The following is a 25,394-nucleotide window of genomic DNA, read 5'->3' as shown; positions in this document are numbered from 1 at the left end:
GGTTCTCGCCCGTCCGGCGCCCTCTGTGCGCTCCACCGCGCGTCACGCGTGCGGTGGTCCGTCCGTCAGGCCGCTACTTGTTCACGATCACGGCCTGGATGGTGTTCGTCGAGGAGTCGTAGATCCCGATGACCTGCTGGCCGAAGGCGAAGGCCTCCTGGACCTCGTCGTGCGTCACCTGGTTCGGGTTCACCAGCGGACGCCAGCCCTGGTTGATGTACAGGTAGAGGATCGACGGCTGGCCCGGCAGCGGGGTCACGACGTCCCAGAAGTGCTCGGCGACACCGCTCGTCAGCGCGGCGGCCTCGACGGCGCTGCGCATGACCAGTGGCTGGCCCTGCTGCTGTTGCTGCTGCTGCCCGCCGAGTTGCTGGAGCAGCTGCTGGAACGGCTGCTGCTGGCCCAGCTGCTGGAGCTGCTGCTGCAGATGCTGGGGGACCTGCTGGCCCATGCCCTGCTGCTGGCCGAACGGCTGCTGCTGCCCGTAGCCCTGCTGCTGCCCGAACGGCTGCTGCTGGCCGAACTGCTGGGGTCCGAACTGCTGCTGGCCGTAGCCCTGCTGCTGACCCTGCTGCGGGGGAGCCGTGCTCGGGCCCTGCTGCTGGCCCTGCTGGCCGAACCCCTGCTGGCCGTAGCCCTGCTGTCCCTGCTGTCCCTGCTGGCTCATCTGCGGGGTGGTGCTCATGCGGGTGCCACCTTCCCTCAATGGTTGGGCGATGGTTGGGCGTTGATGGTTGACGGGTGATGACCGGTCGTGGCGACCGCTCATCGGATGTGGACCGAAGGCCCGACAGCCGACCGGTCGGGTCAGCCCGTGACGACCAGGCCGACGATCTCGTCGTCCGAGAACCAGACCCGTACGTCGGGGCGGCCACCGGCGAAGGCGGCCTGCACCGACTGGCGGATCTCGGGGGACGGGTTGTGCAGGCTCCGCCAGCCGCCGGCCACGTAGAGCCGGAGCCTGGGCGGGAGTTCACGCGGATAGGGCACCAGTTCGTCCCAGTACCGTTCGGCCTGGCCCGAACCGACCGCCCCCGGCAGCAGATGGGCCACCGCCGCCTTGATGTCCGGCCGGTTGCCGATCCGCTGTGACGCGGGCCGGCCCGGCGCGTCCTGCTGCGGGGAACCGGTGGCCCGCAGCACCTTGCGTGCCTTCTCCGGGGTCATCGACTCCTGGCCGGCCGCCCTGAGCATGCCCTGCAGCGCGGCCAGGGCGCCGACCACCACCGGGGAGGCGGAGGACGTCCCGGAGAAGGTGTCCGTGAACCAGGCGATCTCCTCGGCACCGCCCTGCAGATCGCCGGGCCGGTCCCAGAAGCCGCCGGTCGTGGTGACCTCGCGGCCCCAGCCCTGCGCGTCCACCCGTGCCCCGTAGTTGGAGAACGCGAGCCGCGAGCGGTCCGGGCCGTGGTCGCGGCCGTGGGTGCCGGGCGGCGGGGCGCCCGCGCCGACGAGGATCGCGCCGGAGGACTGGTGGGAGGGGTTGAAGGGGTTGCGCCACCACTCGGGGAATTCGTCGGGGCGGCGTTCGTATACCGCGTCGTCCAGCGACTCGCCGCCGTTGCCCGCGGCCTCCACCACGATGATGCCCCGGGCGGTCGCGTACCGGATGGCCGCGAAGTCGTCGGGCCACCACTCGACGGGGATGTAGCCGCGCTGGTCGTCGCGCTGCTGGTAGTCGAACCGCGGTCCCGGGCGGTGCAGTTCGATGAGGATGATGTCGCCGGGGCCGAGGCGGTCGGCCGCCGCGTGGATCGCCGCCGCCGTGCCGATGCCGTGGAAGGACGCGGCCGCGGTCACGCTGTCCGGCGCGATGCCGGTGATCCCGTACTCGTTGCGGTCGCCGCCGATCACCCCGATCACGGCGGTGCCGTGGTTGCGCCAGGCCAGGTCCTGGATCGGGGTGCCCACCACGACGCCCGCGAGTTTCGCCGCGAGGTCCTCGTGTCCCAGCTGCCAGGCCCCCTCCACGTCGATCACGGTGACGCCCTGGCCGGACCCGCCGGGCCGCTGCCAGGCCCAGTAGGCGTCCACGCCCTCGGGCGCGGGGCGCAGATAGCCCTGGCGGCTGGTGAAGTCGGGGGTGACGGGGGCGCCCTCCTTGTGCCGCCTGGTCTCGTCGGCGCTCTGGCCGACGGACCCCACGGAGGCCGGTACGGCGGCCGGTTTCACGTACGCCGTGGCGATCTCCGGCAGCGCGGCGATCCGTGAACGCAGCTCCTGGGCCCGTTCCTCGCCGCCCCGTACCCGGTAGAACAAGCCGAGGTCGGGCAGTGTCTCGGCGCCGTCGGCAGGCGGCTGCACTGCCGACCGGAGCCGTTCCTCGCTGCCGAACAGCGGCTCCAGCGCCAGCTGTTCGTCACTGAGGAACATGGAGAGTGCCGACACATCGGCGCCGGCCGCCGAACGGACCCCCTGGGCCCCGGCGCGCAGTCGGGGCTCGGGCCGAGCGACGACGATCAGCTCCTGCTCGGCTCCCCGATAGTTGAATCCCGCTCCGTCGGGTCCCGGTCCGGACGCTCCCGGGCCCTGCTCCGGCTGTACCTGGTCGGTCATCGCGTGCCGCTCCCTTCGGTCCGTGCAGGTGCTCAAGTTGTCGGTGTCGCCGTCCAGTTGTCGTTCGCCCTGCCGTTCGCCCCTTCGTTCGGCGGCGAACTGTTTCGGTGCTGTTTCCTCCGTTTGTGTCCTCCGGGCACACCCTGCTCCTCCCGGGCCGACTCGTCCACCCCCGAGTTCGCCAACTGCGTTTGGAAACAAATTGAATTGGGTACCGTGTGCAATTCGTCCGGAAACCGATGTCACGCCACAATCCGGCCAAAGGCTGCGGAGGCGGGTGTCATGTGATGGGGTGACAGCGTCTGTTGACCGTAGGGCCGGCAGCGCGTCGGCCCCCTCGTGGAAGGACGCACCGTGGCACTCGCAGACCGTTCCTTCGCACGTCGAAGACTTCTCACCACGGCCGCCGCCGTCGGCGGCGCGACACTCCTGGGCGGCCCGGCGCACGCGGCCGAAACGCGCGAGAAGGCCTGGCCCGACCGTTTTCCGCTGCCGGCCGGCTTCCAGCCGGAGGGCATCGCCATCGGCTCGACCCCGTACGCGTACTTCGGATCGCTCGCCGACGGCTCGGTGTACCGCGCGAGCCTCGCCACCGGGCGGGGCTCCGTCATCAGCCGGGGCCCCGGCGCCGGACACCCCAGCGTGGGCCTGAAGATCGACGGACACGGCCGGCTGTTCGTCAGCGGCGGGGCCGGCGGTGATCTGCGGACCGTCGACTCCCGCACGGGGCGGATCGAGCGGACGTACGCCGTCGGCGGCTCGTTCGTGAACGACGTGATCCTCACTCCGCGCGCGGCCTGGTTCACCGACTCGTTCGCGCCCCGGCTCTACCGGCTGGCGCTCGGCAGGCACGGCCGGCCCGGAGCGGTCACCACCGTGCCCCTGAGCGGCGACTGGCAGCAGGGCCCGGACTTCACCGCCAACGGCATCGAGCGCACCCCGGACGGCAGCGCGCTCCTGGTGGTGAACGTCTTCGTCGGCGGGGGCACGCTCATGCGGGTGGAACCGGCCACCGGGGCCGCGAGCGCCGTGGACCTCGGCGGCGCCCGACTGCCCAACGGGGACGGGCTGCTGCTCCTCGGCCGGACCCTCTACGTCGTTCAGCAGCAGCAGAACGCCATCGACGTGTTCCGGCTGAACGCCGCCGGGACGAGGGGGCGGGCGCTCACCCGGATCACCGACCCGCGCTTCCGCGTCCCGACCACGGCCGCGGCGTGGGGAGACCGCCTGTACCTCCCGAACGCGCGCTTCGACGTCGAACCGACGCCGACCACGGACTACGACGCGGTGGCGGTACCCCAGGTGTGACGCCCTGCGCGTGACAGGTGACGTGCGAAGGGGCGGTGCGCCGCAGCGCACCGCCCCTTCGTCAGGTCAGTCCTCCGAGGACTCCGGCGGCTCCTTGGAGTCCGCCGTGCCCGGCGCCTCCCCGGCGGAACCGGAGCCGGAACCGGAGTCTGCCTCGGCCCCGGTGGTGCCCCCGGCGTCCCCCGTGGCGTCGGCGGCGTCATCGGCGGGACCAGCGGGACCGTCCGTCGTCTCCGGCCGCTGCGGCCGCAGCGGCTTCGGACGGCCGCCCGGAGTGTCCCGGAGGTACGTGGCGGGATCGCCGCTCTCCGTGGCATGACTGCCCGGCGCCGCACCCGGCCCGCTCCCGTCCCGTCTGCGCAGATAGCGCTCGAACTCGCGGGCGATCGCCTCGCCCGACGCCTCCGGCAGCTCAGCGGTGTCCCGCGCCTCCTCCAGCGTCTGCACGTACTCGGCGACCTCGCTGTCCTCCGCGGCCAGCTGGTCCACGCCCACCTGCCAGGCGCGGGCGTCCTCCGGCAGTTCGCCCAGCGGGATCCGCAGGTCGATGAGGTCCTCCAGGCGGTTCAGGAGGGCCAGCGTCGCCTTCGGGTTCGGGGGCTGCGAGACGTAGTGCGGCACGGCCGCCCACAGCGACACCGCCGGTACGCCCGCGTGCGTGCACGCCTCCTGGAGGATGCCGACGATGCCCGTCGGGCCCTCGTACTTGGTCTCCTCCAGGTCCATCGTGCGGGCCAGGTCCGGGTCGGAGGTGACACCGCTGACTGGCACCGGACGCGTGTGCGGAGTGTCACCCAGCAGCGCGCCGAGGATCACCACCAGCTCCACGCCCAGCTCATGGGCGAAGCCGAGCAGCTCGTTGCAGAAGGAGCGCCAGCGCATCGACGGTTCGATGCCCCGTACCAGCACCAGGTCCCGCGGTTTGTCGCCGCCGACCCGGACCACTGACAACCTTGTCGTCGGCCAGGTGATCTTGCGTACACCGCCGTCCAGCCACACCGTCGGCCGGTTGACCTGGAAGTCGTAGTAGTCCTCGGCGTCGAGCGCCGCGAACACCTCGCCCTTCCACTCGCTGTCCAGATGCGCGACCGCGGTGGAGGCGGCGTCGCCGGCGTCGTTCCAGCCCTCGAACGCGGCCACCATGACCGGGTCGACCAGCTCGGGAACCCCGTCGAGCTCGATCACTCAGCGCCTCCTTCCGACGTACCCTCACGTACGCCCCAACCTTACGGCTTGTGCACAGGGCGTCCGCAGCCCCCTCGCATGGGGGAGTGCCGGATCACTGCCCCGTTCAACGGCTCCGAACACCCCGCAGTCATCCGAGCTGTCGTGATCCTGCCGGGATCGCTCACAGTGTCGAGCGCAGCCACTGCTCCACGCTCGCGATGTGCACGGTCGCCCAGGAACGGGCCGCCTCCGCGTCCCGGTCGCGCAGGGCGCCGAGGATCGCGCGGTGTTCGTGCAGGGTGCGGCTGACCGCGTCCTCCTGGGTCAGGCCTCGCCAGATCCTGGCCCGGGTGGTGGGTCCCGAGAGCCCGTCGAGGAGGGAGCAGAGCACGGAGTTGCCCGAGCTCTGCACGATGCCCCGGTGGAACTCCAGGTCGCAGGCGACCAGTTCCTCCACCGAGGGCCCGGCACCCAGGGCGTCCAACTGGGCGGTGAGCGCGTCCAGTTGCTGTTCGCTGATCCGCTGCGCCGCCATCGCCGTCGCGGCCGGCTCCAGGATGCGGCGTACCGCGAGGAACTCCAGGACCGTGTCGTCGCGGTGGAAGTCCACGACGAAACTCAGCGCCTCAAGGAGGAGCTGCGGGTCGAGGCTCGTGACGTACGTGCCGTCGCCCTGCCGCACGTCCAGGATGCGGATCAGGGACAGGGCACGCACCGCCTCGCGCAGGGAGTTGCGGGACAGACCCAGATCGGCGGCGAGCTCGCTCTCCTTCGGCAGCCGGTCGCCGGGGCGCAGTGCGCCGGAGACGATCATCCCCTTGATCTTCTCGATCGCCTCGTCGGTGACTGCCATGGCAGGCCTCCCCGTCACTCAGGCTGTCACGCGGACACCCGATGACTTGCCTCTGTCTTGCATCCGTCTTACATCCGATGTCTCATTATGCGGCTCACGCGAGGTCGGACCGTGACACGAGAGCCGTCAGCTCCGCGAGCGCCGCGCCCTCGTCGAGCGTGGTGAGCGTACGGCCGCGCATCAGGACCCGTCCGTCGACGACCGTGTCCCGTACGTCGTCGGCGCGGGCCGCGTACGCGAGCGTCGACCAAGGGTCGTGGCGGGGCGCCAGATGCGGGCCGGTTAGGTCGAGGACGATCAGGTCGGCGCGCTTGCCGGCCTCCAGCGAACCCAGCCGGGCGTCCAGTCCCAGCGCGCGGGCGCCCTCGATCGTGGCCATGCGGACGGCCTGTTCGGCGCCGACGGCGGTCGGGTCCCCGTCGGCCTTGTGCACCAGGGCGGCGAGACCCAGCGAGCGCAGCATGTCCAGGGTGTTGGAGCTGACCGCGCCGTCCGTGCCGAGGCCGACCGTCACGCCCGCGCTCAGCAGCCGCGGCACGGGGGCGATGCCGCAGCCCAGTTTGAGGTTGGACACCGGACAGTGCGCGACCGACGTGCCGGTACGGGCCAGCGCCGCGATCTCGGCGCCGGTGAGGTCCACGGTGTGGGCCAGCAGCAGATCGGGGCCGAGCAGTCCGAGCGAGTCGAGCAGTTCGACGGGCCGTTTGCCGTACCGCACCTCGACGGTGGCGACCTCGGTGGCGTTCTCCGCCGCGTGGATGTGCAGCAGCGCGCCGAACTCCCGTGCCAGCGCCGCGATCTCGGTCAGCTGCTCGGGGGAGAGGGTGTAGGCGGAGTGCGCGAACAGGACAGGACGCGTACCGGGCCGCGGCGTACGGCCCGCCAGGTCGCGGCGGGCCCACGCCAGCCGGTCCTCGTACGCGATCCCGTCGGCCGGATCCGGTACGTCCATGAAGGTGGGGCCCGTGTGCAGCCGCCAGCCCGCCTCGCGCGCGACCTGCTCGGCGGCCTCGTGGAACCAGTACATGTCGAGTGCCGAGGTCACCCCGGCCCGGACGCTCTCCGCGATCGCGACCCGGATCGCCGTCGCGACGTTCTCCGGCGACAGCAGCTCGCTCTCCCAGCGGATCACCCGCTCAAGGAAGCCCTGGAGCGTCACGTCGTCGGCGCGGCCCCGCAGCAGCGTCATCGCCAGATGGGTGTGCGCGTTGACCAGGCCCGGGAGCACCAGACAGCCGCTCGCGTCGAGGCTCTCGGCGTCGGCGTACCGCGCGCGCAGGTCCTCGGCCGGGCCCACCTCGACGATCTCGCCGTCGCGGACGGCCACGGCCCCGTCGGGCACGATCGTGCCGGCTTCGTCGACGGTCAGCACGTCACCGCCGTGCACCAGCAGATCTGCGGTGGCGGCGCCGGTCGCGGGGCGTGGGGAGGGGACGGTCACAGCGCGCGCTCCTCGGCCTCGGCCAGCAGACGCAGGGCCTCCAGCGCGACCACCGAGCCGCGCTCCACCCCCGCCGCGACGATCTCGCGGTGCGGGTTGTAGCCGCCGGTACCGGCCTCGTCGACCAGCTCGTCCGCGTTCGCGCCGTCGATCACGAGCACCCCGCCCGCGGTCAGCCCGCGCAGGGAGGCCGTCACATACAGCGCGGACAGCTCCATCTCGATGGCCGCGAGCCCCGCCCCCTCGTACGAGAACAGGGGTATGAGCCCCGGCTGGAACGCGGCCCGCGTCCACACCAGGCCCCGGTGGTGCGGAGCGCCCTGCTCACGTGCCGCCAGCTGGAGCGCGAGCACCGCCTCCGGGGTGGCCACCGCCGGGTACTCGGGCGGCAGCAACTGCTGGGTCACCCCGTCGTCGCGTACCGCCGCCTCCGCGATGACCAGGTCGCCGTCCTGGATCCCGGGCCGCATCGCACCCGCCGTACCGAACCGCACGAAGGTGGACACGCCCGCGTCCGCCAGCTCCTGGAAGAGCAGGATCGCCCCCGGCGCACCCACCCCGTGGGAAGCGACGACGACCGGCACACCCTTCCAAGTCCCTGTGAATGCACGGTATTCGCGGTGGTACGAGACCTCCTCGGCCCCGTCCAGCAGCGCGGCGACGATCGCGGCGCGCGCCGGATCCCCGACGACGACGGCCCGGGCGGGCAGCCCGGTGCGGGGTATGCGGGTGACGGGGGCGAGATCCTGCGGGGGCTGTTCCTGCGTCATGAGGTGACTCCAGTCGTACGCGTGGTCATGCGGGTACGGGCGGCGCGGCGGCGGCGCTGCGCCGTACTGAGGAAGAGGGCGACGAGCGTGACGACGTACGGGGCGGCGTCGGTGGCCTGCTGCGGCATGCCGAGACCCTGCAGCCGGAAGCCCGCGGCCTCGGCGAGACCGAAGAGCAGCGCCGCGAGCAGCACACCGAACGGCAGGGCGCGGCCGAGCATGACGGCCACCACCGCGATCCAGCCACGGCCCGCCGTCATGTTCTCGGAGAACAACGTGACGTTCCCCAGGGCGAGTTGCGCCCCGGCCAGCCCGCACAGCACACCGGACACCAGCACCGCCGCGTACTTGTAGCGCGTCGGGCTCACCCCGAGCGTGGCGGCGGCCTCAGGTGCCTCGCCGACCCCGCGCAGCCGCAGTCCCCACACATGCCGGGACAGCAGCAGCGCGGTCACCCCGACCGCCGCCCACGCCAGATACGCGAGCGGCGAGAAACCGCCGACCAACGGCAGCCCGGCCAGTGACGGGTCGTCAAAAGTGCCCTGCACACCGAAGATCGTACGCAGCAGGAAACCGGTCAGGCCCACGGCCAGGAGGTTCATGGCGATACCGAGCACGACCGCGTCACCGCGCAGGGTGACCGCACCGACGGCGAGGATCAGCGAGTACGCGGCGGACGCCAGCGTGGCGGCCAGCACACCGAGCCAGGGGCTGCCGGTGAACCAGCTGGTGGCGACCGCCGTGAAGCAGCCCATCAGCATCATGCCCTCAAGGCCGATGTTGAAGACGCCCGCCCGCTCGCACAGGGCGCCGCCGAGCGCGGCCAGCAGGATCGGCGTCAGCGCGCGCAGCGCCGACATGAGGAGATCGGAGTCGAAGAACATCAGGCGAACTCCCCCTGGGAGGCGGGTTCCTTGGCGGTGGGCGCCGGATCGGCGGGGTCCTGGTCCCGGGGCTGTCGGGACTTTCGGCCCCGCAGCCGCGGGAAGCGCAGCCGCGCCGCGAGGAACACGATGACGATGGCCTGCAGCACCTGCGTCAGCTCACGCGGCACCTCGGTCGTGCGCTCCATGGACAGTCCGCCGACTTGGAGGACGGCGAAGAAGAACGCTGCCACCACCGTGCCCAGCGGAGCCGCCGCGGCGAGCAGCGCCGCCGTGAGGCCCGTCCAGGTGTAGCCGGGGGCGGTCAGCGATCCGTCGAGGAAGCGGTAGGGGAAGCTCAGCACCCCGATCGCGCCGACCAGTCCGGCCAGCGCACCCGAGGTCGCCACCAGCCGCAGCGTGAGCCCCTTGCGCTCCACGCCCGCGTACGCGGCGAAGCGCGCGTTGAGGCCGGTCATCCGGATCTCGTACCCGACGGCCGTGCGCCGGTCCGCGAACCAGTACGCCCCCGCCGCCACGACGACCAGCACCAGTCCGGCCGTCACGGTCGAGGCGCCGAAGGCGGGCAGCGCCACGCCCTGTGGGAGCCGCCGCGTCTGCGGCAGGCTGGAGCCCGGCTCCTTCAGCGGATAGCGCACCAGGTAGGAGGCGAGCGAGGTCGCCGGATAGCTCAGCAGCAGACTGCTCACCAGCAGCGGCACCCCGAAGCGGTTCTCGCACAGCGCGGCCAGCGCGGCGTACGCGGCGCCCGCCAGGATCCCGGCGAGCAGCGCCGCGACGACGGTGAGCGGCGCCGGCAGCGGCGAGTACAGGCCGGTGACCGCGGCGGCGATCCCGCCGAGCACCATCTGCCCGTCCCCGCCCAGGTTGATGAGCCCGGCGCGCAACGGGATCGCCAGCGCGAGGGCCATGCCCAGCACACTCGTACCGGTGGTGAGCGTCGCCCCGATCCCGTCGGCCCCCAGCGAGCCGGTGACGACCGCCCCGTACGCGGCGAACGGATCGGCGCCGGTGCCCACCAGGAACAGGGCACCGATGACGAGCCCGGCGACGACCGAGAAGGTGACGGGGGAGCGCACCGCCCCCTTCAGACGGGCCGCCCCCTTGCTACGGGCCGCTCCCTTGTCACGGGCCGCCCCCTTGTCAGGGGTCAGGTCCGGGGCCGAGGCCATGTCAGTCTCCGTCCGGGTCAGGGGTGTCGGCCCAGGGAGCGGCGGCGCCGCCCGCCATGGCCAGGCCCAGCGTCGCCTCGTCCGCGTCCGACCTGTCGTACGAGGCCGTCACCCGGCCCTCGTACATCACCAGGATCCGGTCGGCGAGGCCGCGGATCTCGCTCAGCTCGGCGGAGACGAGGAGGACGGCGTGGCCCGCGTCGCGGTAGGCGATCAGCTCGTCGTGGATGGCCTGGATCGCACCGATGTCCACGCCGCGCGTGGGCTGCTCGACCAGCAGCAGCGGTGCGCCGTGGGCCAGCTCGCGGCCGATCAGCAGCTTCTGCAGGTTCCCGCCGGACAGCGCGGAGGCCGGCACGTCCGGTGTGGACGCCTTGATGCCGAAGCGGCCGACGAGCTCGCGCGCGTGGGAGCGCACCGCCGAGGGCGGCAGCAGACCGTGCCGTGAGGACAGCGAGGTGCGGTGGTGGCCCATCGCGAGGTTGTCCGCGACGGACGCCGCGGGCGCGGTGCCGACCGCGTGCCGGTCCTCCGGGACGTACGCGAGGCCCTTCGCGCGCCGCTCGGTGGCCGAGGCGTGCGTGATGTCCTCGCTCCGCAGCGCGACCCGTCCGGCGGTGGCGGGCCGCAGCCCGGCGAGCGCCTCGACCAGTTCGCTCTGCCCGTTGCCCGCGACGCCCGCGATGCCGACGATCTCGCCGGCCCGCACCGACAGCCCGACGTCGTGCACGCCCGCCGTGCTCAGCCCGTCGACGGCCAGCACCACGTCACCGGGCGTGCCCGCCGGATGGACGCGGTCCAGTTCGACGTCGCGGCCGGTCATCGCCGCCGCGATCCCCGCGCCGCTCGTGTCGGCGGTACGCAGCCGGGCGACGACCCGGCCGTCCCGCAGCACCGTGACGTTGTCGCTGCCCTCCAGCACCTCACGCAGCTTGTGGGTGACAAGGATCACCGTCCGGCCGCGGGCCGTCAGCGACCTGAGCACCACGAACAGCGCGTCGGCCTCGGCGGGTGTCAGCACCGCCGTCGGCTCGTCGAGGATGAGCGTACGGGCGCCGCGGTGCAGCAGCTTCAGGATCTCCACGCGCTGGCGCAGCCCCACCGGCAGGTCCCCGACCCGGGCGTCCGGATCGACGACGAGACCGTGCTCGGCGCCCAGTTCACGGACCCGGCGCCGGGCCGCGGCCCGGTCCACCAGGCCGAAGCGGCGCGGCTCGGCCCGGTAGACGACGTTCTCGGCGACCGTCAGTGAGTCGAACAGCTTGAAACTCTGGTGGACCATGCCGAGCCCGGCGGCCATCGCGGCACCCGGGCTCCCGAAGGACACCTCGGCGCCGTCGATACGGATCGAGCCCGCGTCCGGCCGCTCCATCCCGTACAGGACGGACATCAGCGTCGACTTGCCCGCGCCGTTCTCGCCCATCAGCGCGTGGATCTCACCGCGCCGGACCGTCAGATCGACCGCGTCGTTGGCGAGGGTGCCGGGGAAACGCTTGGTGATGCCGCGCAGTTCGACGGCCGGGGGCAGTCCGGCGGCGGGTGCCGGCCCGGCCGCGGGCGTCAGTGCTCGGGAGTCCGCGCCGCCGCCCGCCGCCGGTATGTCACTTGGCGGCCGGGTCATCGACCGTCAGCTCTCCGGACACGATCTGGTCGCGCAGCGCCTCGACCTTCTTCAGCACGTCCTTGTGGTCGGCGATCACGCACTTCGACGCGTCCACACCGTCCTCAAGGCCGGTCAGGCTGATGCCGCCCTCCTTGAGGCCGTACGAGACGGTCTTGCCCGCCTTGCCGGCCAGGACCTGCTCGATGCCCTCCTGCACGGCGACATCGGTCTTCTTGATCACGTTGTCGACGACGGTGCCGGGAGCGGCCGTGCACTGGTTGACGTCCACGCCGTACGCGTACGCCTTCTTCGCCTTGGCCGCCTCGAAGACGCCGTAGTTGCCTGCCGCGGCTGCCGCCATGATCTGGTCGGTGCCCTTGGCGAGCAGCGAGTTCGCCTGCTCCTTGGCGCGCGCCGAGTCGTCGAACGGCGACTGCCCGCCGACGAAGCGGGTGCTCGCGGACGCCTTCGGGGCGGCCTTCTCCGCGCCGGCCGCGAACGGGTCGCTGTAGCGCCGGAACTGGCCGGTGTCGAGTACGACGACCGCGCCGACCTTGCCGTTCTCGCTGAGCAGCCCGGCCTCCGCACCCGCCAGGTAGACACCCTCGTGCTCACGGAAGACGGCGCAGCTCACGTTCTTGAACGTCTTCTCCGTGCAGGCGTCGACCATCAGGAACTGCTGCTTCGGGTGCGCCTCGGCCTGCTGCGCGACCACGTCGGCGAACTCGAAACCGACCAGCACGACGACGTCGGGCGCGGCGTCGACCGCGGCCTGCACGTTCTGCTGCTGCGAGGCGCCGTCGGTGGACTGGTAGACCTTCTGCGTCCCGTCGTGCGCCTTCGCCGCCGCCTTCACCCCGTCGACCGCCAGCTTCAGGAACTGGTTCTGGCCCACCGCGTCCGGCGTCACCAGCGTGAACGACGTGCCGTCGCCCTTGGCACCGGCCGAGGAACCGTCGTCCTTCGCGGCGGCGTTGCAGCCGGTCGCGGCCACGGCCAGCAGCACGCTGCCGGAGGCGACGGCGGCGAGCCGCAGCGAGCGGGGTCTACGGATACGGGTACGAGGCATGGGACCGGCCTTCCGTGAAGGTGCGTGCGGCGGTGCGCGCTCAAGCACAAACGCTGAGAGGTGAGGTGGAACCAGGGGTGGCACGGGGGGACACCGGAACGGAGCCGGTGTCTCGGCGGTCAGCGTCGACAGCCGTCGCTTGCACAGCGGCCGTGGTCGAGGAAGCGGCGCATCGTCAGCAGCACACGTCCTCCAACACATCGGCCCTCAGGGCTGCGGGTGCTGGACTCTAACACCGGTTTCCGGACACCCGCTCATCTGTCTCGAACTGTGGTTCTTCGAGGTCATGTACGGTGTCGCGCATCTTCGGAACTTCAGGAGTGCCCCGCTATGCCCCAGGAACTGCGCGCTGTCGACTGGACCGGAAACAGCCTCGCGCTCATCGACCAGACCGTCCTCCCGCAGCGCACCGAGACCCGTCACATCCGTGACGTGGACGGCCTGGTGGACGCGATCCGGCGGCTCGTCGTCCGCGGGGCGCCCGCGATCGGGGCGGCCGGCGCGTACGGGGTGGCGCTCGCGATGCTCCAGGGCGAGCGCGAGGGATGGTCGCGCGAACAGGTCCTCACGGCCGTCGCGCGCATCCGCGAAGCCCGACCCACCGCGGTGAACCTGATGGTGTGCGTCGACCGGGTGCTGACCCGCTTCGACGACGGCCTCGACGCGGTGCTCGCGGAGGCGGCGGCCGTCCAGCGCGAGGACGTGGCGGCGAACCGGGCGATGGGCGCGTTCGGGGCGGACTGGCTGCTCAAGCGCGTCGGCGTGGACCGGCCGCTGCGCGTGCTGACCCACTGCAACACCGGGGCGCTCGCCACGGCCGGGTGGGGCACGGCGCTCGGCGTCATCCGCGAACTGCACGCCAGGGGAGCCCTTGAGGTGGTGTACGCCGACGAGACGCGCCCCCTGCTGCAGGGCTCGCGCCTCACCGCCTGGGAACTGGTCCAGGAGGGCATCCCGCACTTCGTCCAGGCGGACGGGGCGGCGGCCGGGACGATCCTGCGCGGCGAGGTGGACGCGGCGATCGTCGGGGCCGACCGGATCGCGGCGAACGGGGACACGGCGAACAAGGTCGGCACGGTGGGGGTCGCACTGGCGTGCGCGGATGCGGGGGTGCCGTTCCTGGTGGCCGCGCCCACGACGACGGTCGATGTGGCGACGGCCACGGGGGCCGACATCCACATCGAACTGCGGGACGAGTCCGAGGTCCTGGAGTGGTCGGGCATCCGCACGGCCCCCGCCGGCTCCCGCGGCCACAATCCGGCGTTCGACGTCACGCCTGGCCGCCTGGTGACGGGGCTGGTCACGGAGCGGGGCGTACTGGAGGTCTCGGCGGGGGAGCTACCTGGAGCCCGGCTCAGGTAGACCGCTCTCCCAGACGGGGCGCCGTCTGCGGCCGCGGCCCACACGCGCCTGCGGCCCGGCGGGGACCGCGCCCCTGGCGGGGCGTCGGCTTGGGCCTGTTGTCGGCTGCGGGTCCGGTGGGGGCTTGTCGCGCAGTTCCCCGCGCCCCTCAAAAGCGGGGCTGCGCCCCAGCTTTTGCCTTTAGGGGCGCGGGGAACCGGACCCGCAGTGGACCTACAACAACCAGTGCCCCGCAAGCGCTGCAGGCGGACGCACACCCCAACGCCCCAAAGGGGCGCGAGGAACGGCGCGGCCCACCCCCACCGACCCGCAGCCGACGGGCGACCTGGGCCCCAAAGGGGCGCGGGGAACGGCGCGGCCCACCCCCACCGGCTCGCAGCCGGCGAGCGACCTCGGCGATGAAGGGGCGCGGGGAACGGCGCGGCCCACCCCCACCGACCCGCAGCCGGCGAGCGACCTCGGCAGTGAAGGGGCGCGGGGAACTGCGCGGCCAGCCCCCACCCAGCCGCAGCCGGACAAAGCCCCCCTCAGCCGCGCGTACCCGTGAGTTCGAGTTCCAGCAGCCACTCCACCACCTCGGTGTGATGCCGTGCCTGCCGAGGCGAGTCCCCCCACACATACAAACCGTGGCCCGCCACGACAACCGCCGGCATCCGCGAATCCCGCGCACCCTCCAGCCGGTCCCCGAGCACCGTCATGTCCTGACTGTTGGCGATGACGGGCAGCGTGACCTCCACGTCATGCGCCGGCACCCCGACCCCCTTCAGCATCTCCAGATCGGACAGCACGATCCCGCCGGGCGACCGCCGCCCCAGCGCGACGGACGCCACCGTGTGCACATGCACCACCGCACCCGCCCCGGTCAGCGCCGCCACCCGCGCATGCAGCGCCGCCTCGGCGGACGGCTTGCCGCCGCTCACCGCGGAGCCCTCACCGTCGACCAGTACGACGTCCGCAGGGGTCAGTTCACCCTTGTCGTGACCGCTCGCCGTCACCGCGAGCCGCAGCGGATCGCGGGAGAGCACCACGGACAGGTTCCCGGAGGTACCACGCATCCAGCCGAAGGACGCGAAACGGGCGGACTCGGCCGCGAGGACGGCCCCCGCCTCCTCCAGTTCCAGCGTGCTGACGTCCGTGCTCACGTGGTGCTCCCTGAAGTACTGGCGACGGCACCGCCACCGGTGCCGCCGATGATCTCGATCTCGTCGAACGACCCCGCCTGCGCGTGGTCACCGACGCCCTGCTCGTAGTACGGCTCCCCGGCCCGCCTGATCCCCACGGCGTGCCACCCCGCCGCGACGGCCGCGTCCAGCTCGCCCGGCCGGTCGGACAGGAAGAGGAGGCGCCCGGCCTCCGTACCGGTCGCCGCGGCGATCCGCCGGTACGACTCCGGCTCCTGCTTGGGCCCCGCGTTCTCTGTGTCGTACAGCCCGTCGACGAGCGGCAGCAGATCACCGTCGGGGCTGCTCGCGAACCACGCGCGCTGCGCGGCCACGGACCCGGACGAGTACACGTGCAGCCGTACGCCGGCCAGGTGCCACCGCCGCAGCACCGGCACCACGTCGTCGTAGAAGTGCGAGACGAGGTCGCCCCGGGCGAACCCCTCGGACCAGATGAGGCCCTGAAGGGTCTTCAGGGGCGTCGCCTTCACATCCCCGTCGAGCCACTCGTTCAGCGCCTTCTCGACCCGTACGGAGTCGGCGTCGGGTTCGCCCAGCAGCTCACGCACCTGGGCGATCGCCCGCCGTACCTCCGGATCGTCGCCCCGCTCCGCCAGCAGCGCCCCGAACCGGGAGCGCGAGTAGGGGTAGAGCACGTCGACGACGAAACCGGTGGCGCTCGTGGTGCCCTCGATGTCGAGCACCACGGCGTCCACGTCGAACGACGGCCGCAGGCTCACGCCGCGGCCCGGTCCTGCTCGTACCCCGCCGCGATGGTGTCGTAGTCGGGGAAGCGGCCGGCGATCGTGGAGCCGGTGAAGCTGCCGATCCAGCCGTCCTCCTCGTGGAAGAAGCGGATCGCGGTGAACGCCGGCGAGGTCCCCATGTCGAACCAGTGCGTCGTGCCGCGCGGCACGCCCAGCAGGTCGCCCTTCTCGCAGAACACGGCGTGCACCTCGCCGTTCACGTGGAGGTAGAAGATCCCGGAGCCCGCGACGAAGAACCGGACCTCGTCATCGTCGTCGTGCGTGTGCTCCTGGAGGAACTTCTCCCGCGCGGCCTTCGCCTTCGCCGGGAACTCCGGGTCGTCGCTCGGGTGCAGCCCGAGGACATCGACCGTGGTGAAGCCCTCCTCGGCGTTCAGCTTGTCGATCTCCGGGCCGTACGCGGCGAAGACGGTCTCGGTGTCGGCGTCCGCGGGAACGTCCTCGCGGACCGGCCACTGCTCGTAGCGCACCCCGAGCGGAGCGAGCGCGGCGGCGATCTCGGCGGGCTCGGAGGTGCGGCGCACCGTCGTCTCGGGTCCGGACTCGGGCCACGTGGTCAGCAGGGTCATGAGAGCAACTCCAGGAGTGGGAAGGGACGGTGGAGGGCGGTGGGCGTCCGTCCGGCCGTCCGGATACTGGACAGGCAGCCGGACCGGCCCGATCGCGGGCGCCTCGGGCCGCGCGGCGGGCGACGGCTCGTGCAGGGGATCCCGACATCGGGATCCGGACCCGTGATCAGCCGCGACACACCGCGCCGGTACAGCGGTGTGTCGCTGTCGCGCCTGGTGTCGCCATTGGAGACCTCACTGTCCCGGGTCGGGTGCCGGTCCCGAGATCGTAACTCCCGACCGGCGGTCGGCCGAGTGTGACGAAGTTGTTGTCTCAACCACTGAGAATGCGGTCCCAAAACTTTGACGGCTGGCTGGAAACGTTCTCATCATCTGCGTATGAAGACGCTGCTGCTCGTGCGGCGGCTGTACGTGGACTTGCTCCGGTCGACCACAGCCCGCTGTCGCTGACCCGCCCGCGGCCCTGGCCTGAATCGGCCCCCGCCCGGCGCTCCGGACCGGCACCCCCGCACTCCGCACGCCCTCTTCTCCCCTTCCGCGCACCGCCCCTGGAGCCGTCATGCCCCGTACCCGCCTGCCTCGTACCCGTCTGTCCCGTACCCGCCCGTCCCGTACGCGTCTGCCGTTCGCCGCGCTCTCCCTGGCCTCCGCCTGTGCCCTCCTGGTCGCCGGCTGCTCGCAGTCGTCGGACGCCTCGGAGAAGGCAGGCGACAGCGCCGCCCCGGCCGCGACCGCCACCGGGAAGAAGCCCGCGCCGTTCAGCGACGGCAAGGTCAAGGTCGCGCTGGTCCGGCAGAGCGGCGCCGGCGACTACTTCGAGCAGTGGGGCAACGGGGCCAAGGCCCAGGCCAAGGCACTCGGCATCGACCTGACGGTGTACGACGCCCAGGCGGACAACGCCAAGCAGGCCACCGACCTCTCCTCGGCCATCAACTCCGGCGCGAAGACGATCATCGTCGACCACGGTTTCCCCGCCACGATCCAGCCGGAGATCGACAAGGCGGTGAAGAAGGGCATCAAGGTCGTCGTCTACGACGTGGAGACCACGAACAAGTCGGTCGTCAGCACCAAGCAGGACGACGCCAGCATGGCCCAGGCCGTCCTCGACGTGATGGGCGACGAACTCGGCAAGGACGCCAAGGTCGGCTACGTCAACGTCGCCGGGTACGCGGCCCTCGACAAGCGCGACAGCGTCTGGAAGAAGACGGCCGACGCCAACGGCTGGAAGCAGGCGTTCAAGGTCGGCAAGGTCACCGACTCCACGGCCACCGACAACGTGCCCCTGGTCAGCGCCGCGCTCACCCAGCACCCGGACGTGGCGGGCGTCTTCGCCCCCTACGACGAACTCGCCAAGGGCACCGTCCTCGCCGTCCAGAACAAGAAGCTCCAGGGCAAGGTGAAGGTCTTCGGCGCGGACGTCTCCAACGCCGACATCCAGAACATGACCGCCAAGGGCAGCCCCTGGGTGGCCACCGCGGGCACCGACCCCTCGGCGGTCGGCGCCGCCGTCGTACGGACCGCGGCCCTGGAACTGGCCGGGCAGCTGAACAAGACCTCGGTCGAGTTCCCGGCCGTCGCGATCACCCAGTCCTTCCTGAAGAGCAAGAACATCGCGAACATGGACCAGCTGCGCGAGGCGCTGCCCGCGCTGAACCTCGCCAAGGTCAGCACGGCCGACTGGATCCCCAATGTCGCCCACTGACACCGGCACCCGTGGGCCCGCCCCGTCCGCCCCGCCCGCCGCGGTGAGCCTGCGCGGCGTCGGTATGGCCTTCGGCGGGAAGACGGTCCTGGAGTCCGTCTCACTGGACATCGCGCCCGGCAGCGTCGTCGCGCTGCTCGGCGCCAACGGCGCGGGCAAGTCCACCCTGATCAAGATCCTCTCCGGGGTGCACACCGACCACAGCGGCCAGGTCGAGGTGAACGGCGAGAGCGCCGCACTCCGGTCCCCGCTCGCCGCGCGCCAGCTGGGCATCCAGACCGTGCACCAGCGCATCGGCGAGGGGATCGTCCCCGGCCTCACCGTCGCCGAGAACCTCGTCTTCGAAGAGCTGGCCCAGCGTCGCGGCAACCCGTTCCTCGACGGACGCAGGCTGCTGGCCCGCGCCCGGGAGATCCAGTCGGCGCTCGACCTCGGCTGGAGCGACCAGGTCCTCAGGCGGGACGTCACCGAACTCGGCCTCTCCGACCGGCAGCTGCTCATCCTGGCCCGCGCCCTCGCGACCAGCCCCCGCCTCCTCGTCCTCGACGAGCCGACCTCCGCGCTCTCCGCCGCCGAGGCCGAGCGCCTGTTCGCACTCGTCGAGCGGATGCGGGACGACGGCATCGCCGTCCTGTACGTCTCCCACCGCCTCGGCGAGATCGACGCGCTCGCGGACCGGCTGGTCGTCCTGCGGGACGGCCGTCTCACCGAGGACCAGGCCAAGCCCTTCGACTGGGACCGCGCCCTGCGCGCCATGCTCGCCCAGGCCCAGGGCGCGCAGACGGCCCGCCCGGCGGACGCCAAGCAGGCCCCGGGCGCCGATGCGGGCACGGGGTCCGGCTCCGGGGCAGGGTCAGGCTCCGGCTCCGGCTCCGGTGAGATCGCCGTCTCACTCAAGGGCGTACCGCTGCTCCCCGGCCACACCCCCCAGGACCTCGACCTCAGAGCGGGCGAAGTCACCGGCGTGGTCGGTCTCCTGGGCGCGGGCAAGACCGAACTGGCCCGCGGCCTCTTCGGCGCGGAGCCGTTCGCGACCGGAACCGTCGAACTGGACGGCAGGCCCTACGCGCCGCGCCGCCCCGCCGACGCGATCCGCCGGGGTGTGCACCTGGTCCCCGAGGACCGGCACGCCGACGCGCTGGTCCCCGGCTGGTCGCTGGCCCAGAACGTCTCCCTGCCGTTCCTGCGCTCCCTGTCCACGGCCGGGCTCGTGAACCGGCGCAGGGAGAACGCCCTCGGCCGCGACACCATCGAGCAGCTCGGTGTCGTCGCCCGCGACGAGCACAGCACGGTGGAGGAGCTGTCCGGCGGCAACCAGCAGAAGATCGTCGTCGGCCGCTGGCTCGCCGAGACACCCCGTGTCCTCATCCTGGACGAGCCGTTCCGAGGGGTAGACATCGGTGCCCGTCGTGACATCGGCCGCCGAGCCCGCGCCCTGGCCGCCGAGGGCGCCGCGGTCCTCGTCCTGTCCGCCGACGTGGACGAGGTCCTGGAGGTCGCCGACCGGGTCGTCGTCCTGGCCGCGGGCGAGATCCACCTGGACGCGTACGGCGAGGACGCGGAGCGCGACCGCGTCATCCGGACCATCTCGGCGTCCGTCTGATGCCGGCCACCCACGAAGCCATACCGGCCACTCACGAACCCATACCGGGAACACCGCAAACACCGGGCACACGGGGAACACGGGGAAGTACGACATGACCACCACCCAGAGCACCGAGGTGCCGACCAAGGCGGCCCTGCCGCCCGCGACCTCCCCGGCCCTGCGGATCCAGAGCGCCGTCATCAAGTACGGCTTCATCTTCGTCACCGTCACGCTCTTCGCGTACTTCGCGCTCAGCGAGCCGTCCTTCCGCGACTCCGCGACACTCCTGGACACCCTCCGGTACGTGTCCGTCGCCGCGATCCTCGGCCTGGGCGTCACCCTCACCATGGCGGTGGGCGGCATCGACATGTCGGTCGGCGCCGTCGCGGGGCTCGGCGTCACGGTCGCCGCGAAGACGATGGTCTCGTACAACCAGGTCGGACTCGTGGCGATCCTCGCCGTGATCGCGGCGGGCGCGCTGGCCGGGCTGCTCAACGCCCTGCTGATCGTGGTCCTCAAGATCCCCGACATGCTGGCCACCCTCGGCACCATGTTCGTGATCCAGGGCACCAAACTCGTCCTGGTCGACGGCCAGTCCATCACCCCCGGCATGACCCAGGCGGACGGCTCCACCGCGCCGGGGAAGTTCACCGAGGGCTTTCTGCGCATCGACCGCGGCACGGTCCTCGGCATCCCCGTCTCGGTGCTGATCTTCGGCGCGCTCACGGTCGTCGCCTGGGTGTTCCTCGCCCGCACCCGCTGGGGCCGCGTCCTGTACGCGATCGGCGCGAACCCGGAAGCCTCCCGGCTGGCCGGCATCCGGGTCGGCGCCTACCGGGCCCTGGCGTACGTCCTGTCCGGCGTCCTCGCCTCCATCGGCGGCCTCATCCTGGCCTCCCGTATCGGCCAGGGGGACGTCTCGGCGGGCACCTCCCAGCTCCTGGAGGCGGTGGCCGTCGCCCTGGTCGGCACCTCCGTCCTCGGCCGGGGCCGCCCGAACGTCTGGGGCACCGCCCTGGGCGCCGTCCTGATCGGCATCATCACGACCGGTCTGACCATCAAGGGCCTGCCGTACTACACGCAGGACGTCGTCGAGGGCGCGGTCCTCATCCTCGCCCTGATCTTCAGCTTCACCCTGTCCAAGCGCCGCACCGCATAAGGGAGTTCACAGTTCTCATGGGCTACCGCATCCTGGAGACCGAGGACGTGCCCGCGTACCTGCGCGAGCGCGGCCACTGGGACGACCTGGCGGACATCCAGGTCCGCGAGGTCTCCGACGGCAACATGAACCGCGTGTTCCTCGCCTCGAACGGCGCCGGCACCCGCGGCCTCGCCGTCAAGCAGGCCCTGCCCTGGGTGCGGGTCGCGGGCCCCTCCTGGCCGATGAGCCCCGAACGCGCCGACGCCGAGGCCCGCGCGTACGAGCAGGTCGCCAGGGTCGCCCCCGACAAGATCCCGGCGATCCACGGCTACGACCCCGGCCACCACGCCCTCGTCATGGAGGACATGTCCGACCTGAAGGTCCTGCGCACGGTCCTCAACGAGGGTGCCTCCTACGGCCCGGACACCTCACGCAGGATCGGCGAGTTCGTCGCCCAGCTCACCTTCGCCACCAGCGACTTCGGCATGCCGTCCGCCGAACGCAAGGCGCTGCTCGCCGCCTCCGTCAGCCCTGAGCTGTGCAAGATCACCGAGGATGTCGTCCTCTCCGAGCCCTACATCGAGCACGAGCACAACCACTGGCTCCCCGAACTCGACGACCTGGCCGCCGAGTTCCGCGCCGACACCCGGCTGCGCACCGAGGTCGCCGACCTCCGCCACACCTTCATGACGTCCGCGCAGGCCCTGCTCCACGGTGACCTGCACACCGGCAGCGTGATGGTCGGCGAACGCGACGGCACTCCCGTGATCCGGGTCTTCGACCCCGAGTTCTCCTTCGTCGGCCCGATCGGCTACGACCTCGGCCTGTACTGGGCCAACGTCCTCGTCGCCGCCGCCCGGGCCCGGGCTCTCGGCACGGTCACCGACCACGCCGCCCAACTGCGCCTGTGCTGGGAAGGGTTCGAGTCCGAGTTCCGCCGCCTGTGGCCGACCCGCGTCGACACCTTCTTCGACGACGCCTACCTCGACCGCTTCCTGCGCCGCGTGTGGACCGACGCGGTCGGCTTCGCGGGCACCGAGATCGTCCGCCGGATCATCGGCTTCGCCCACCTCACCGACCTGACGACCCTGCCCGACCCGGTCCCCGCCTCCCGCGCCACCCTCCGGCTCGGACGGCAACTCATCCTCCGCCGGACGGAGTTGCACCGCCCGGAGGACGTCGAAGACGTCCAGAACACCGGGAACACCACCGAGAACACCGTCAGCAGGGACAGCAGCACCGGCAGCAGCGGCAGCTTCAGGGCATCGCAGGTGTGAACGAGCCAACACGTGTGCCGATGCTGTGAGTTCGCAGGACGGACAGCATGCGCACGGTGACAATCTGCTCATGGAAACGCTACGGGGCGGACAGGACGAGTGGAGACCACCGTCCGAGGTGCGCAACATCGTGCGCGACAGCACGATCGAGTACCTCGTCCAGGCCGGCTGGATCCAGGGCGACCTGGTCGTCAACCTGCCGCCGCCGCGCGAGCCCGTCGACACCGCGGCCGAGGAACTGGCCCGCTCCGTACGCGCCCAGTGGTCGGCGGAGGTGGCCGCCTGGGAACTCGGCGACATCGAGGGCCCGCTCGCCGTGCGCTGGCTCGCCCGCTGGGGAGCCACGGCCCCCACCGACAGCACGGCCCCGGCCGGCGGCACAGCGTCGGCCGTGGACGCCATCGCGCCACGGCCCGCACGCAGTGACCGGCTCGGCGCCGTCGCGGACACCCTGCTCGGCCTGGACACGCGACGCCTCCTCGTGCTCGGCGGCCCCGGCTCCGGCAAGTCGACCCTGCTCGCCATGACCGTCGTCCTGCTCGCCACCCGCCACCTGGGCGATGTGACCCGCCGCGTGCCCGGCGACCGGGGCGTACCCGTCCCGCTGCTCCTCTCCCTGGAGTCGTGGGACGCGGAGAGCGTGGGCCTGCGCGACTGGCTGGTCGCCCGGCTCACCGAGGACCACCCCGGGCTGCCCCGGGTGGCCGGCGCGCATCCCGCCCGCCGCCTCGTACGCGACGGCCGCGTCCTGCCCGTACTCGACGGCCTCGACGAACTGCCCGACCACCGCAGGGCCGCCGTGGTCCGCGAACTGAACGCCGTACCGAGGGAGTTGGGCTTCGTCCTGGCCTCCCGGACCCAGGAGTACCGGTCGCTCGACGTCAGGGTCGTGGGTGCCTCGGACATCGAGGCCCTGCCGGTGAGCCCGCGCGACGCCGCAGTCCATCTGCTGCGGACGGCCGACCGGGCCCGGCACGAACAGTGGGGCCCGGTCCTCGACGAACTCGCCGACCACCCCGAAGGGCCCCTCGGCCAGGCCCTCTCCACGCCGCTGATGATCTGGCTCGCCCGGCGCGCCCACCGGCCGGCCCACACCGACCCGGGCCGCCTCGCCGACCGCGCCCGGCTGCCCACCCGGGAGGCCGTCGAGAGCCACCTGATGGACACGGTGATCCCGGCCGCCTTCGCACCCCGCGCCCACGACAGCGAGCGGCTGCACGCGCCGGGCCAGTGGAACCCCACCCGCGCCCGGGGCTGGCTCGCGTTCCTCGCCCGCGAGCTGGAACGCCACCGCACCGGCGAGTTCGCCTGGTGGCGGCTGAACCGGGCCAGGGCGGCACGGCTGCTCGCGATACCGACCCTGGTGGCCCTGTGCGTCGTGCTCGCCGAGTCGATGATGGCCGTGGTGACCCGCGTGGAGGACACCTACAGCGAGTCGCCGCAACTGAACATCGACCTGTTCGACCGCAACTACCTCTTCGGCGCCGCCGTCATGGCCACCGGCATCCAGCTGACCACGCTCCAGTGGTACGGCGACCGCTTCTGGGAACCGCGCCGCAGGGCCAACCCCTTCAAGGCCGGTGCCGCGCTGCGCTCCGCGACCCGGGGGGCCTCCGTGCGGCGCGCCCTGACCTCGCTCGCCATCCTCGTGGTGCCCGCCGCGTTCTTCCTGCTCACGGCCCAGGGCATGTACCACAGCGAGGCGTTCACGGCGCAGGCCGTCCTCGGCTTCATCCTGCCCGCGCTCGTGATGCTCGTGATCGCCGCGCCCGCCGACACGGTCGACGCGGCGACCCCGGACGAACTCCTGGCGGGCGAGCGCCGCGCGGGCCTGCTCACCCTCGGCGTGGTCGCCCCGCTGATCGGCCTGGGCTCCGCGGCGCACAGTCTGCTGACCGGGCACGGCACCGTCGACTTCTGGGTCGCCTTCGCCAAGGGCATGACGGGCGCGGTGATCGTCCTGGTCGCCGTCAGCCCCTGGTGCCTGTGGGTGGTCTCCAAGGCATGGCTCGCCGTACTCGGCCGGGTGCCGTGGTCCCTCATGGAGTTCCTGCGGGACGCGTACGGCGGGGGACTGCTCCAGCGGTACGGCGGCACGTACCGGTTCCGGCATCTGAGACTGCAGGAACATCTGGCGGGACGTCCGGCCGCCGTGCTCCCGGCGGCCCCGCTCCCGGCCGCCTCCACCGTGGCCGGCCCGAGGCAGCCGTTCACGGTGACCGGACCCCAGCCGCTCCGTCCGCACCGGCCGGAGCCGCGGACGACGCATCCCGCCGTGCCGACGCCCCGGCTCTCCGGGTTCCTCGACCACCCGCCGCCGCTGCACGAACTGCCCGGCTACACCGTCGTGTCCAACGACCACGAGTACGTCGTCGACGCGCGTGACCGGCGCCTGCCGCTCGGGCACTGGCCGCTGTGCGGTCTGTTCATGGTGCTGGCGGCGGTGCGCATGGCCGCGACCGGCAACTGGGACAACGCGATGGGCTGGACCAGCGTGCTGTTCTGGCCCGGCTTCGCCCTGTTCGTCAACGTGGCCGCGCTCCTGCTGCCGAAGATGCGTCTGACCCTGCGGATCGACCACTGGGGGATCACCGCGTCGAAGGGGCGGCATCGTGCGGCGTACGCCTGGCAGGACGTGCTCGCCGTCCGCGTCCGGCAGGTGTACGTCCGGGGGCGCAACCAGCGGGTGTACGGGCCGCACGTACGGTTGCGGCCGGGTGCGGCGGAGCCGCCGCGGATGTTCCGGGGGCGGGACGGGTGGTTCCTGGTGATGGCGCTGCACGTGCGCGAGGCCATGCCGCCGGATCTCACCGACGCGCTCGCCCGCCTGTCGGGCGGCCGCTGGCAGCCGTGAGCACCCCGCTGCGCCCCGTCTGTGACCGGCCGCGCAGTTCCCCGCGCCCCTGAGGACGACGTCCGCCCGCGGGCCGGTTGGGGGTTGGCCGCGCAGTTCCCCGCGCCCCTAAAGGCAAAGGCAAAAGACTGCGCAGTTCCCCGCGCCCCTGGGT

The 25,394-nt window shown here is 72.2% G+C and carries 20 protein-coding genes; 7 read left to right on the top strand and 13 right to left on the bottom strand.

Annotation, left to right across the window (positions count from 1 at the left end; all coding sequences use genetic code 11):
- Positions 1-73: 73 nt before the first annotated feature.
- Together ACFWGJ_RS21360 and ACFWGJ_RS21355 are read right to left on the bottom strand one after the other, a co-directional pair.
- Complete coding sequence (locus ACFWGJ_RS21360; RefSeq protein WP_387326818.1) at positions 74-685, bottom strand: hypothetical protein; 612 nt, start codon at positions 683-685, stop codon at positions 74-76.
- A 122-nt stretch (positions 686-807) separates the two neighbouring features.
- Positions 808-2,556: a S8 family peptidase gene (locus tag ACFWGJ_RS21355; RefSeq protein WP_387326814.1), complete on the bottom strand. Its 1,749-nt coding sequence runs from the start codon at positions 2,554-2,556 to the stop codon at positions 808-810.
- Positions 2,557-2,910: 354 nt separating this feature from the next.
- On the opposite strand from ACFWGJ_RS21355, the gene ACFWGJ_RS21350 reads away from it, so the two are divergent.
- Positions 2,911-3,864, top strand: a complete 954-nt coding sequence (locus tag ACFWGJ_RS21350) for a superoxide dismutase (RefSeq protein ID WP_387326811.1) — start codon at positions 2,911-2,913, stop codon at positions 3,862-3,864.
- Positions 3,865-3,930: 66 nt separating this feature from the next.
- Here the strand turns inward: ACFWGJ_RS21350 and ACFWGJ_RS21345 are convergent, their stop codons facing one another.
- The 8 genes from ACFWGJ_RS21345 to ACFWGJ_RS21310 all read right to left on the bottom strand — a co-directional run bounded on the left by ACFWGJ_RS21345 (position 3,931) and on the right by ACFWGJ_RS21310 (position 12,823).
- Positions 3,931-5,049: a PAC2 family protein gene (locus ACFWGJ_RS21345; RefSeq protein WP_387326808.1), complete on the bottom strand. Its 1,119-nt coding sequence runs from the start codon at positions 5,047-5,049 to the stop codon at positions 3,931-3,933.
- A gap of 163 nt (positions 5,050-5,212) precedes the next feature.
- The gene (locus ACFWGJ_RS21340; RefSeq protein ID WP_384809440.1) at positions 5,213-5,884 is read right to left on the bottom strand and encodes a FadR/GntR family transcriptional regulator; all 672 of its coding nucleotides are present in this window, start codon (positions 5,882-5,884) and stop codon (positions 5,213-5,215) included.
- Between the two features lie 94 nt (positions 5,885-5,978).
- Entirely contained in the window at positions 5,979-7,325 is a 1,347-nt protein-coding gene (locus tag ACFWGJ_RS21335) for an amidohydrolase (RefSeq protein WP_387326804.1), read from the bottom strand.
- Positions 7,322-8,095, bottom strand: a complete 774-nt coding sequence (locus tag ACFWGJ_RS21330; protein WP_387326801.1) for a nucleoside phosphorylase — start codon at positions 8,093-8,095, stop codon at positions 7,322-7,324. The genes ACFWGJ_RS21335 and ACFWGJ_RS21330 overlap by 4 nt, the downstream gene beginning before the upstream one ends.
- Positions 8,092-8,979: an ABC transporter permease gene (locus ACFWGJ_RS21325; RefSeq protein ID WP_387326798.1), complete on the bottom strand. Its 888-nt coding sequence runs from the start codon at positions 8,977-8,979 to the stop codon at positions 8,092-8,094. The genes ACFWGJ_RS21330 and ACFWGJ_RS21325 overlap by 4 nt, the downstream gene beginning before the upstream one ends.
- Entirely contained in the window at positions 8,979-10,151 is a 1,173-nt protein-coding gene (locus ACFWGJ_RS21320; protein WP_387326795.1) for an ABC transporter permease, read from the bottom strand. Before ACFWGJ_RS21320 ends, ACFWGJ_RS21325 begins: the two co-directional genes overlap by 1 nt.
- Position 10,152: 1 nt before the next feature.
- Positions 10,153-11,772, bottom strand: coding sequence for an ABC transporter ATP-binding protein (locus ACFWGJ_RS21315; RefSeq protein ID WP_387326792.1), 1,620 nt, complete (start codon positions 11,770-11,772; stop codon positions 10,153-10,155).
- Positions 11,753-12,823, bottom strand: a complete 1,071-nt coding sequence (locus ACFWGJ_RS21310) for a BMP family ABC transporter substrate-binding protein (protein WP_387326789.1) — start codon at positions 12,821-12,823, stop codon at positions 11,753-11,755. Before ACFWGJ_RS21310 ends, ACFWGJ_RS21315 begins: the two co-directional genes overlap by 20 nt.
- 330 nt (positions 12,824-13,153) lie before the next feature.
- On the opposite strand from ACFWGJ_RS21310, the gene mtnA reads away from it, so the two are divergent.
- On the top strand, positions 13,154-14,185 hold the full coding sequence (gene mtnA, locus ACFWGJ_RS21305) for an S-methyl-5-thioribose-1-phosphate isomerase (RefSeq protein ID WP_387326786.1): 1,032 nt from the start codon (positions 13,154-13,156) through the stop codon (positions 14,183-14,185).
- Between the two features lie 527 nt (positions 14,186-14,712).
- Here the strand turns inward: mtnA and mtnB are convergent.
- Genes mtnB through ACFWGJ_RS21290 form a run of 3 tightly spaced genes read right to left on the bottom strand, consistent with a single transcriptional unit; the run spans position 14,713 to position 16,681 of the window.
- Entirely contained in the window at positions 14,713-15,327 is a 615-nt protein-coding gene (gene mtnB, locus ACFWGJ_RS21300) for a methylthioribulose 1-phosphate dehydratase (protein ID WP_387326783.1), read from the bottom strand.
- The gene (gene mtnC, locus ACFWGJ_RS21295; RefSeq protein ID WP_387326820.1) at positions 15,324-16,079 is read right to left on the bottom strand and encodes an acireductone synthase; all 756 of its coding nucleotides are present in this window, start codon (positions 16,077-16,079) and stop codon (positions 15,324-15,326) included. The genes mtnB and mtnC overlap by 4 nt, the downstream gene beginning before the upstream one ends.
- Positions 16,080-16,081: 2 nt before the next feature.
- Positions 16,082-16,681 (bottom strand): acireductone dioxygenase, encoded by a 600-nt coding sequence (locus ACFWGJ_RS21290; RefSeq protein ID WP_387326780.1) that lies wholly within the window; start codon positions 16,679-16,681, stop codon positions 16,082-16,084.
- 559 nt (positions 16,682-17,240) lie between these two features.
- Here ACFWGJ_RS21290 and ACFWGJ_RS21285 point away from each other — a divergent pair.
- From ACFWGJ_RS21285 to ACFWGJ_RS21265, 5 genes are all read left to right on the top strand, one after another.
- Positions 17,241-18,383, top strand: a complete 1,143-nt coding sequence (locus ACFWGJ_RS21285) for a substrate-binding domain-containing protein (protein WP_387326777.1) — start codon at positions 17,241-17,243, stop codon at positions 18,381-18,383.
- Positions 18,370-19,986, top strand: a complete 1,617-nt coding sequence (locus ACFWGJ_RS21280) for a sugar ABC transporter ATP-binding protein (RefSeq protein WP_387326775.1) — start codon at positions 18,370-18,372, stop codon at positions 19,984-19,986. The genes ACFWGJ_RS21285 and ACFWGJ_RS21280 overlap by 14 nt, the downstream gene beginning before the upstream one ends.
- A 94-nt stretch (positions 19,987-20,080) precedes the next feature.
- Positions 20,081-21,127 carry an ABC transporter permease gene (locus tag ACFWGJ_RS21275; RefSeq protein ID WP_387326772.1) on the top strand — a complete coding sequence of 349 codons (1,047 nt, stop codon included), beginning with the start codon at positions 20,081-20,083 and terminating at the stop codon, positions 21,125-21,127.
- Between the two features lie 17 nt (positions 21,128-21,144).
- Complete coding sequence (mtnK, locus tag ACFWGJ_RS21270) at positions 21,145-22,386, top strand: S-methyl-5-thioribose kinase (protein WP_387326769.1); 1,242 nt, start codon at positions 21,145-21,147, stop codon at positions 22,384-22,386.
- Between the two features lie 70 nt (positions 22,387-22,456).
- The gene (locus ACFWGJ_RS21265; RefSeq protein WP_387326766.1) at positions 22,457-25,240 is read left to right on the top strand and encodes an NACHT domain-containing protein; all 2,784 of its coding nucleotides are present in this window, start codon (positions 22,457-22,459) and stop codon (positions 25,238-25,240) included.
- Positions 25,241-25,394: the final 154 nt, after the last annotated feature.

The sequence above is a fragment of the Streptomyces sp. NPDC060205 genome, assembly GCF_042728395.1.
In the GTDB taxonomy this organism is placed as follows: Bacteria; Actinomycetota; Actinomycetes; order Streptomycetales; family Streptomycetaceae; genus Streptomyces.
Note: the sequence above shows the minus strand (reverse complement) of the source record. Positions and strands in the feature narration are given on the sequence as shown.